At 65.7% G+C, this 8,808-nt stretch carries 8 protein-coding genes; 3 read left to right on the top strand and 5 right to left on the bottom strand.

All coding sequences use genetic code 11. The features are described 5' to 3' along the window. Positions 1–81: IS3 family transposase (locus RTH46_RS23100; protein WP_316906721.1), on the top strand; the 81-nt coding region annotated here is incomplete at its 5' end. A gap of 86 nt (positions 82–167) precedes the next feature. Here RTH46_RS23100 and RTH46_RS23095 read toward each other — a convergent pair. The 3 genes from RTH46_RS23095 to RTH46_RS23085 all read right to left on the bottom strand — a co-directional run bounded on the left by RTH46_RS23095 (position 168) and on the right by RTH46_RS23085 (position 6,260). Further along, positions 168–2,579: a glucose/quinate/shikimate family membrane-bound PQQ-dependent dehydrogenase gene (locus RTH46_RS23095; RefSeq protein ID WP_153788746.1), complete on the bottom strand. Its 2,412-nt coding sequence runs from the start codon at positions 2,577–2,579 to the stop codon at positions 168–170. 30 nt (positions 2,580–2,609) lie between these two features. Further along, positions 2,610–3,956 (bottom strand): carbohydrate porin, encoded by a 1,347-nt coding sequence (locus RTH46_RS23090; protein WP_153788745.1) that lies wholly within the window; start codon positions 3,954–3,956, stop codon positions 2,610–2,612. Between the two features lie 261 nt (positions 3,957–4,217). After that, positions 4,218–6,260 carry a TonB-dependent receptor gene (locus tag RTH46_RS23085; protein WP_316906720.1) on the bottom strand — a complete coding sequence of 681 codons (2,043 nt, stop codon included), beginning with the start codon at positions 6,258–6,260 and terminating at the stop codon, positions 4,218–4,220. Positions 6,261–6,560: 300 nt separating this feature from the next. Here RTH46_RS23085 and RTH46_RS23080 point away from each other — a divergent pair, with 300 nt between their 5' ends. Continuing rightward, on the top strand, positions 6,561–6,782 hold the full coding sequence (locus RTH46_RS23080) for a VF530 family DNA-binding protein (RefSeq protein WP_153788743.1): 222 nt from the start codon (positions 6,561–6,563) through the stop codon (positions 6,780–6,782). Further along, the gene (locus RTH46_RS23075) at positions 6,782–7,405 is read left to right on the top strand and encodes a Pr6Pr family membrane protein (RefSeq protein WP_316906719.1); all 624 of its coding nucleotides are present in this window, start codon (positions 6,782–6,784) and stop codon (positions 7,403–7,405) included. The genes RTH46_RS23080 and RTH46_RS23075 overlap by 1 nt, the downstream gene beginning before the upstream one ends. A 96-nt stretch (positions 7,406–7,501) precedes the next feature. Here the strand turns inward: RTH46_RS23075 and RTH46_RS23070 are convergent, their stop codons facing one another. Continuing rightward, on the bottom strand, positions 7,502–8,263 hold the full coding sequence (locus RTH46_RS23070; protein ID WP_316906718.1) for a siderophore-interacting protein: 762 nt from the start codon (positions 8,261–8,263) through the stop codon (positions 7,502–7,504). Continuing rightward, entirely contained in the window at positions 8,260–8,796 is a 537-nt protein-coding gene (locus tag RTH46_RS23065; protein ID WP_153788740.1) for a PadR family transcriptional regulator, read from the bottom strand. Before RTH46_RS23065 ends, RTH46_RS23070 begins: the two co-directional genes overlap by 4 nt. Positions 8,797–8,808: the final 12 nt, after the last annotated feature.

Below are 8,808 nucleotides of genomic sequence, written 5' to 3'. Positions count from 1 at the left end.
CGCTACTACAACCATGACCGCATAAAGCAGAAACTGAACGGCCTGAGCCCTGTCGAGTACAGGGCCCAGGCCGCCAGCTAATCTGTCCAACTTTTTGGGGGCAGTCCAACCTGTGGGAGCGGGTTTACCCGCGAAAGCGGTGGTGGGTTCACCACCGCATTGCAGGCTTACTCGGCGAGTTTGTAAGCGATGATGTAGTCACCCATGCGGGTGCCCAGTGAACCGTGGCCGCCGGCAGTCACCAGCACATACTGCTTGCCGTCCTTGCCGGTGTAGGTCATCGGCGTGGCCTGGCCGCCTGCCGGCAGGCGGGCTTTCCACAGCTCTTCACCGTTCTTCACGTCATAGGCGCGCAGGTACTGGTCCAGGGTGCCGCTGAGGAAGCCCACGCCACCGGCGGTGACGATCGAGCCGCCCATGCTCGGTACGCCCACCGGCATGCCGATCGGTACCGGGGTGCTGTCACGGGTGGTGCCGTTCTTGTGCTTCCACACCACTTTGTTGGTGAACAGGTCGATGGCGGCCACATAGCCCCAGGCCGGAGCCTGGCACGGCACGCCCAGCGGCGACATGAACGGGTGCATGGTCACGGCGTACGGCGCACCGGTGTTCGGCTGCACGCCGCTGGTCTCGCTTTCGCGCTTGCTGCCTTCGGCAACCTGCTCACGCGGCACCATCTTCGACACGAAGGCCATGTAGTTGGGCGAGGTGAACAGCAGCTGGCGCACCGGGTCGACCGACACGCTGCCCCAGTTGAACACGCCGACGTTGCCCGGATAGACCAGGCTGCCCTGCTCGGACGGCGGGGTGTACTGGCCTTCGTAGCGCAGGCTGCGGAACTGGATGCGGCAGAGCATCTGGTCGAACGGCGTGGCGCCCCACATGGCCTGTTCGGTCAGGTCCGGGCCGAGCAGGTTGAGGTCGGAGCGGGCCTGGGTCGGTGCGGTGTGGTCGCCCTTGACCGCGCCTTGTGGTACCGGGATCTCGCGGATCGGCACGATCGGCGTGCCATCGCGGCGGTCGAGCACATACAGGCTGCCTTGCTTGGTCGGCACGATGACCGCGGGCTTGACGCCGTCGTCGGTCTTCAGGTGGACCAGGGTCGGCTGGCTGCCGACGTCCATGTCCCACAGGTCATGGTGGGTGAACTGGTAGTTCCAGCGCGCCTTGCCGGTGGCCAGGTCCAGGGCGACGATGCCGGCGCTGTACTTCTCGGCGCCCGGGGTGCGGTCGGCGCCCCATTGGTCGGGAGTCTGGTTGCCCAGCGGCAGGTAGATCATGCCGAGGTCTTCATCGACGCTGGCGATCGACCACATGTTGGCCGAGTTGCGGCTGTAGAACTTGCCGTCGGCCAGGGGCTTGGTGTCGTCCGGGTTGTTGCTGTCCCAGTTCCACACCAGGTGGCCGTCGTGCACGTCATAGGCGCGGATCACGCCGGACGGCTCGTTGGTCGACTCGTTGTCGGTCACGTGGCCGCCGATGATCACCAGGCTGCGGGTGATCGCCGCCGGCGAGGTGGAGTAGTAGCCACCGGCGGTGAATGGGCCGATGCCGCGGGTCAGGTCGATCACGCCCTGGTTGGCGAAGCCTTCGCAGACCTTGCCGTTGTCGGCGTTGATGGCGATCAGGCGGGCGTCGGCGGTAGGCAGGTAGAGGCGGCGCGGGCAGGCCTGGGCCACGGCCTGGCCGGCGTCGGTGATTTTCGGCGCGGGGCTGCCGTCACGGCTGACGTAGCTGTTCTCGTCGTAGTAGGAGACGCCACGACAGGTCATGTGGGCGAAGCCCTTGAAGGTACCTGTAGGGCTCTTGACCTGCGGGTCGTAGCGCCAGATCTCGGCGCCGGTGTCCGGGTCCAGGGCCAACAGCCTGCTGTGGGCGGTGCAGGCATAGAGCATGCCGTTCACTTTCAGCGGGGTGTTCTGGTTGGTCAGCTCCACCGGGTCGTTTTCGGTCGGCAGGTCACCGGTGCGGATGCGCCAGGCTTCTTCCAGGCGGTAGGCGTTCTGCGGGGTGATCTGGCGCAGCGGCGAGTAGCGGTCGCCGTGTTCGGTACGGCCGTAGGCCTGCCATTCACCGTCCGGCATGGCCGGAGCGGCGCTGCCCATTTCGCTGTCGTCGCGGGTGAACGCGCCACGAATTTCGCCCGGGTGGGTGAACTGGCTGGCCACGGCTGTGGCGCCGGAGGCTACCACGGCCACGCTGAGCAGGGCGGTATTGATCTTCGATGCAGGCCCGATCAGCGGGCGACGCGCCCACGGCAGCAGCAGCACGACGCCGATGGCGAACCAGATGGCCAGGCGTGGCACCAGTTGCCACCAATCCAGGCCGACTTCCAGCAGGGCCCAGACCGTGCTGCCCAGCAGCACCAGGCCGTACAGGCCCAGGGCGATGCGGCGCTTGGCCAGCAGCAGGATGCCGGACAGGGCGAAGCCGACCCCGGCGATCAGGTAGTAAAGCGAACCGCCCAGCTGGCTCAGCTTGATGCCGCCGGCCAGCAGGGCCAGGCCCATCAGCAACAGCAGCACGCCCATCAGGCGCGGTAGCCAGCGGGTTCCATTGTTGGCACCGTCAGTGCTCATCGTCTGTTCTCCGTAGAGTGGAAGGGGAGGTTAGAAAGTGCTCTGGATCTTCAGGCCACCGATCAGCGCATCATCGACGTGCGACACCCCGCCCGGGTGGCGGATGTACTGCAGGTTCGGGCGCACGGTGAGCCAGTTGGCCAGGTGGATGCCGTAATAGAGTTCGGCGCTGTATTCGGTGTCCTGCACGGGCAGGTAGCCAGGGTTGTCGTAGTCGTAGAGACCGGCGGCCTGGTTGATGAGGCGGGCGTTCTTGCGGTAGCCGGGGTTGACGTGCACACGGGCCAGGGCGAAACCGATGTCGTCCTTGGCGCGGGCGTCGAACGGCCCTTTGTAAACCACACCTGCCTGTACATAGTTGTCGATGGCATTGGTCTTCTTGTCGTGCACCGTGGCATTGGCGAACAGGCTCAGGCCACGCGACTGGTCGGACGCCTGCGCGGTCACCTGCTGCTGCACGCCGAGCCACAGGCCGTGCTTGCTCGAGCTGCTGCGGTAGGCGGCGCCGCTGATGGCGGCCGGGGCGCCGTTGCTGTCCTTCAGAACATCCTGTGCCTTGGCATTACTGTAGTAGTAGCCGGCGCGATATTCCCCTTTCAGGCCATTGAGCCGCGGGCTCCACACCAGCTCGACCGGCATCACCGCACCTTGCGTGCCGCTGCCGCTGAGCTTGAAGCCGTTGCCCGATTCGAGGTTGGACGGGTTCTGCTCGAACACGCCGACCTGGGCATAGAGCTCGTCGTTCAGGTTGTAGCGCACGCGCAGCGCCCACTGGCTGACCGGCCAGTTGTACCAGATGCCGCCCACCCAGTTGCCGACCTGCGAGCCGCAGAACGCCAGGTTCTGGAAGTCGCACGGGAAGCTGTTGAAGTCTTCGCCTTCGCCGAAGCGGCCGAATTTCACATCCAGCGCACCGTCGAAGTACTTCTGCTTGATCCACATCTGCGTCAGCCGCCAGGTTTCGCCGCGGCCCCAGACTTCCTGGGCCGAGGTGAAGCCGCCGACGCGCGGGTCGTTGATGCGGTCGTTGCTGATGTTGTTGCCGTGGCGCTCGGTGACGGTCAGCTGGAATTCGGTGTCATGCCAGCCGAGGATCTTCTGCAGGTCCATGTTCACGCCGAAGGTGAACTGGTCGCTGTAGCGTGCGGCGCGGTCGTGGCTGTAGCCACCGTGCAGGTTGCTGCCCATCTCGCCGGTGTAGCCGAGGGTGAAGTCGTAGCCCTTTTCCAGCAGGTCGGTGCGGGTGCCGCCCCAGTCGCCGAGCATCCAGGGGGAGTCCTTGGCGAACAGTTCGCTGGCGCTGGTGGTGGGGGACAGGCTGCCGAGCAGGGTGGCGAAGGCGAGTCCGGCGTAGCGGGTAGTGGGCAACTGGAGCATGAGATAGCGCTATCTTTTGATTGTTGAAGAAACGGCAAGCGCAACGAGGCGTGGGAGCATCGAAGGGAAAAGGCTGCGAAAGGTATTCGATGAAGCGATTCAGCTTGCGGCGGGGAGGATATAGGGGAAGTTGTAAGAAAAAAAGACAAAATGTCGCAGGGGATTGTTGCTGGAGGGGTAATAGTCAGGGCCATCGCGGGGCAAGCCCGCTCCCACGAGCGGTTCAGGTTTTCGTGGGAGCGGGCTTGCCCCGCGATGGGTTTAGAAGCTCGTACGCAGCCCTACCTCCACACTACGCCCCGGCGCCGGCGCGATATCCCGCAGGATCGAACTGGCATAGCGCACCGTCTGGTCCGTCAGGTTCTCCCCACGCACAAAGGCCAGCCACTGGCTTTGGCCGATATCGAAGCGATACCCCAGGCTGGCACCCAGGGTGGTGTAGCCATCGGTGCTGGTCTCATTGGCCGGCTTACGGTGCTGCGAAGAAGCATGCTGCACGTCGACCCGCGCCTGCCAGCGATCCAGTTCCCACACCAGCCCGCTGTTCAGGCGCAAAGGCGCGATGCGCGGCAGCGGCTCGCCGCTGTCGAGGTTCTTCGCCCGGGTGTAGTCGCCCGACAGCTCCAGGGCGAAACTGCCGTAGCGGTTCTCCAGCAACTGCCAACGGTCCTGGGCCTCGATGCCATAGAAGCGCGCACGCACGCCCTGGTACTGGTACTCGGGGAAGCCTTCGTGCTCATGGTCGTGATCATGATCTTCGTCATGGTCATGATCGTGCCCTTCGCGCAGGTTGCCGGTACCGATCAGGCCGATGTAGTTGCGAAAGTGGCTGTAGAACACGCCGACACTGCCCTTGTGGGTGCCATTGTCGAAGCGCAGGGCCAGGTCGCCGGAGATGGCTTTCTCTTTGTTCAGGTTGGCGTCACCCACCTCAAAGGCGCCGGTGGCGACGTGGGCGCCGTTGGCGTACAGCTCGTAGAAGGTCGGGGCGCGCTCGGTGTAGCCCAGGTTGGCGGCCAGCGCCCACACCGGGTCGAGCTGGTAGACGGCGCCGGAAGAGAGGCTGAAGGCGTTGAAGCTGCTGGCGCTGTCGGCGGCGGCGAAGGTTTCGTTGCCCTTGGCATCGGGGTCGACGCGGGTGTGCTCCAGGCGGGCGCCCAGGCTGAGGTTCAGGCGCTCGGTGGCCTGCCATTGTTCGAGCATGAACAGCGCCAGGCTGTCGGTGTCGGTGTGCGGGACGAATGCCTCTTCACCCAGGGCGGAGAATTCGTTGCGGCTAACCTGCGCGCCGATCACCCCCTCGACCGGGCCGAGCGGCTGGTGCCGCGCCTCGATGCGCGCCTCGTAGCCTTTGTTCTTGAAGGTGGTGTGCACTTCGCCGCTTTCGATCTCGCGGTGCTGGTAGTCGGTGTAGCCGGCATCGACCTTGACCGAGCTGAACGGGCCGTCGAGGTCGCGCAGTTCCGAGGCGAAGCCGTAGTGGTCCTGTTGCATGTCCAGGCGCACACCGGGTTCGGCCACCGAGCCGTAGTTGCTGTCGTAGCGGCTGTAGGACAGGCCGGTGTAGCCGTGGTCCCAGTGATAGCTGCCGCCGATTGCTCCACCGTCCTGGCGGCCGTCGCTGTTGTCCAGGCGGTGCTTGCTGCCAGGCTCGTCGGCGTCGCGCACCTTCGAGCTGCGTGCGTAACCGGGGATGCGCAGGTCGTTGAACTGGCGGCTGTTGGCATCCAGGTGCAGGGCGAAGGCGCCGTTGCCGGCTTCCAGCTTGCCGGCGCTGCTGCGGGTGGTGTCGGCGCCGCCATAGCGCAGCTCACCGGCGCCGTGGATGCCGTCGATGGGCGCGTCGGGGATGCGGTTGTCGAAGGTGTTGACCACACCGCCGATGGCGTTGCCGCCGTACAGCAGGGCGGCCGGGCCACGCACGATCTCGACCCGTTCGACGGTGACCGGGTCCAGCGGCACGGCGTGGTCATAGGACAGCGACGAGGCGTCCAGGGCGCCGACGCCGTTGCGCAGGATGCGGATACGGTCGCCGTCCAGGCCACGGATCACCGGGCGGCTGGCGCCGGGGCCGAACCAGGTGGAGGCGACGCCGGGCTGTTTGTTCAGGGTCTCGCCCAGGCTGCCGTGCTGCTGTTGCAGCAGCGCGTCGCCTTCGAGCACGGTGCTGGGGGCGGCCAGTTGCGCGTTGCCCAGCGGGTTGGCGGTGATCACCTGGGGTTGCAGCTCGACGGCGTGGCTTGCGGGCGAGGCCAGCCAGAGTGCGACGGCAAGAGGGGAGAGGTGCAGCGGCATGTGACGCATGGAGATGTGGCGTTCCTTGGCAGATTGTTAATAGTTACTTTATAACATTCCATCACAAGCCGTTCGGTGCTGGCCAGTACTTTGTGGGTTGGCGTATTTGTCTGTAGGAGCGGCCTTGTGTCGCGAAAGGGCTGCAAAGCAGCCCCAACGATCTATGCCATGGCCACGATCCTGGGGCCGCTGCGCGCCCCTTTCGCGACACAAGGCCGCTCCTACAGGGCACACCTGCACAGGCCGTAGATGCCACTAGCCCTCTACACTCGTGTAAGGTGCGCACCTTCCCGAACCTGGAGCACTGGCATGAGCACGGCCCAACACAATGCGCTGCACGGCAAGACCCTCGAGCAGATCCTCACCGAGCTGGTGGCGCACTACCAATGGCAGGGCCTGGCCGAGCGCGTCGATATCCGCTGCTTCAAGAGCAACCCGACCATCAAGTCGAGCCTGACCTTCCTGCGCAAGACGCCCTGGGCGCGGGAGAAGGTCGAGCAGCTGTACGTGAAGCTGCAGCGCAAAGGCTGATGCCGCGCCGCCCCTGGTTGACGCTCGCCGCCGTGCTCGGCTGGGCGGGCCTGGCGATCCAGTTGTACCTGGTGCTGCTGGCGCGCTGGCAGGCGCAGGCCAGCCTGATTGGCGGGCTGGTCAACCTGTTCTGTTTTTTCACCGTGCTGAGCAACACCCTGGCGGCCACGGTATTGAGCCATGCCGCGTTCGGTCGCGAGTCGGCGGCCAGGCGCTGGTTCCTCTCACCTGCGGTCAGTTCGTGCATCGCCGCCAGCATCCTGCTGGTGGGCCTGGCCTACAGCCTGCTGTTGCGCCACCTGTGGCAACCCCAGGGCTGGCAATGGTTGGCGGACGAGCTGCTGCACGACGTGATGCCGGTGCTGTTCTTTCTGTATTGGTGGTTCGAGGTGCCGAAGGGGCAACTGCGGCTGTGGCACCTTGCGCTGTGGGCGCTGTATCCGGGGCTGTATTTTGCCTTTGTGCTGTTGCGCGGGCATGAGATCGGGGTCTATCCGTATCCCTTCGTCGATGTGGCGCGGTTGGGGTATGGGCAGGTGATGGTCAATGCCCTGGGGGTGCTGGCGGGGTTTTGGGGGATAGGGCTGGTATTGCTGGGGTTGGATCGCTGGCGCAGGCCTTGATGAAATTGTTGGTGTTATCGCGGGGCAAGCCCGCTCCCACGTATCCATATTGGCGTGGGAGCGGGCTTGCCCCGCGATAATGCAGTACTGGCAACCTCACTCGTCGTCGGCGCTGCCGTCAGCTCGCCAGTAGGCAGCGGCCTTGAGGGCATCCTCGGGCACGCCTTTGTCCAGCAGCAATGCCTTGGCCTGGCGGGTCAGTGCCTTCTCCAGCGCCACCCAGCCGTACAACCGGCCACCTGGCAGCGCCAGGTGCTTCACCCGCTCCAGCAGGTCTTCGCCTTTCCGGCGCACCCAGATCACCTCGACCTGGGCCTTGCTCGGCAGTGGCTGGCGCTCCTGTTCATCCTCGATCTGGATCACCGCCAGCACCTGGCGCCCTGCCGGCAGTTCTTCCAGGCGTCGCGCAATGGCCGGGATCGCCGTTTCATCGCCGATCAGCAGGTAACTGTCGAAAATATCCGGCACCACCATCGAGGCCCGTGGCCCGGCGATGTCCAGCGTCTGCCCCGGCGCGGCCTGGGCGGCCCAGGTCGACGCCGGACCGTCGCCGTGCAGCACGAAATCGATGTCCAGCTCCAGGTTCGCCAGGTCGATGCGCCGTGGTGTGTATTCGCGCATGGTCGGCCGGGCGCCGCCGTCGCGGCCCAGGTTGCGCGCATCGATGGTCACCTGCTCCTCGGGCGTGCAGGCAAACAGCAGCTTGATGTGGTCGTCCGTGCCGACGCTGGTGAAACCGGCCAGCTCGGCGCCACCGAGGGTGACGCGGCGCATGCGCGGGGTCAGGTCGGTGACCCGCAGCACCACAAGGCGGCGCTGGCGGATTTCGTGGTTGACGCGGTGGATGGTGTCGCTCATGGGGTGTTCTCCGTAACGGCCGGCCCAGAGGCGATGGCCTTGGCGGTGTCGTTGAGCAGGGTGCGTACCCGCTCGATCTCGTCGGGCGTCCAGCGGCCGCTGTGCATGTGCAGGGCGTGGCGCAGGTTGCCGACGGCTTCATGGATTTCGGGGGGGCGGTCATGGCCGCGCAGGGCTCGCTTGCTCACTTCGATGCGCATGCGCACGCCGTCGAGGGCGACCGCTTGCTCGGCCAGGGCGTTGCGACCGGCATCGGTGATGGCGTACAGGCGCTTGCTGCCCTGGATCTGGCCGCTGATCAGCTCGGCTTCTTCGAGGTAGCTGAGGGTCGGGTAGATCACGCCGGGGCTTGGGCTGTAGCTGGCGTCGAACAGGTTCTCGATCTGGCGAATCAGGTCGTAGCCATGGCCAGGCTGCTCGGCCAGCATCGACAGCATCAGCAGTTTCAGGTCGCCCGGTGCGAACACCCGTGGGCCGCGCTCGCCGCGGCCAGGGCGGCGTTCGAAAGGGTCATGGGAGGAATGATCGCGCATGGCGCAGGGGCT

This window comes from Pseudomonas sp. zfem004 (genome assembly GCF_032621715.1).
GTDB lineage: Bacteria > Pseudomonadota > Gammaproteobacteria > Pseudomonadales > Pseudomonadaceae > Aquipseudomonas > Aquipseudomonas sichuanensis.
The sequence above is the reverse complement of the archived record's forward strand: the minus strand, read 5'-3'. Positions and strand labels throughout refer to the sequence as shown.

Coding starts and splice junctions, on each gene's coding strand:
- RTH46_RS23095 (WP_153788746.1), bottom strand. CDS start 2,579: ATGAGCACTGACGGTGCCAACAATGGAACCCGCTGGCTACCGCGCCTG.
- RTH46_RS23090 (WP_153788745.1), bottom strand. CDS start 3,956: ATGCTCCAGTTGCCCACTACCCGCTACGCCGGACTCGCCTTCGCCACC.
- RTH46_RS23085 (WP_316906720.1), bottom strand. CDS start 6,260: ATGCGTCACATGCCGCTGCACCTCTCCCCTCTTGCCGTCGCACTCTGG.
- RTH46_RS23080 (WP_153788743.1), top strand. CDS start 6,561: ATGAGCACGGCCCAACACAATGCGCTGCACGGCAAGACCCTCGAGCAG.
- RTH46_RS23075 (WP_316906719.1), top strand. CDS start 6,782: ATGCCGCGCCGCCCCTGGTTGACGCTCGCCGCCGTGCTCGGCTGGGCG.
- RTH46_RS23070 (WP_316906718.1), bottom strand. CDS start 8,263: ATGAGCGACACCATCCACCGCGTCAACCACGAAATCCGCCAGCGCCGC.
- RTH46_RS23065 (WP_153788740.1), bottom strand. CDS start 8,796: ATGCGCGATCATTCCTCCCATGACCCTTTCGAACGCCGCCCTGGCCGC.